We start from the raw sequence: 492 nt of genomic DNA, 5'->3' as shown, positions 1-492 counted from the left end.
GACCTTTTGGTGAGTTTTGATGTTGTATCTTTATTTACCCAAATTCCAGTTGAAGAGGCCATTGAAACCTTTGAGCAAGAACGAAAGCTAGAGCCACACATCATCGAACTACTAAAGCACTGTTTGAAGAACACATACTTCATCTACGAGGGTCAACAATACAAGCAGCTGGAAGGAGCGCCAATGGGATCACGACTGTCACCTCCTTTTGCTAATATGTTTATGACATCGTTTGAAACTAAGGCACTAGATACAGCAGTCGAAAAACCGACGTTATGGCTACGATACGTGGATGATACTTTTGTCATTTGGCCCCATGGAGAAGCGAAACTGTACGAGTTCCTGAACCACCTCAACAGTCAACACCAGCGCATCCAGTTTACGATGGAAATAGAAGAAAATAATCAACTACCCTTCTTAGACGTACTGGTAATAAAGAAACCGAACGGAAGGCTGGGCCACACCGTCTATCGGAAGAAGATCCACACAAAC

Annotated in this window: 1 protein-coding gene; it reads left to right on the top strand. The window is 43.5% G+C overall.

Annotated features, from left to right (window positions below; translation table 11 throughout):
* Window positions 1-492, top strand: a 492-nt coding sequence (locus IV513_RS15720) for a reverse transcriptase domain-containing protein (RefSeq protein ID WP_209391491.1), incomplete at both ends; no start/stop codon positions are given.

It is taken from the genome of Chryseobacterium sp. RR2-3-20, assembly GCF_017808115.1.
In the GTDB taxonomy this organism is placed as follows: Bacteria; Bacteroidota; Bacteroidia; order Flavobacteriales; family Weeksellaceae; genus Chryseobacterium; species Chryseobacterium oryzae.
Note: the sequence above shows the minus strand (reverse complement) of the source record. Positions and strands in the feature narration are given on the sequence as shown.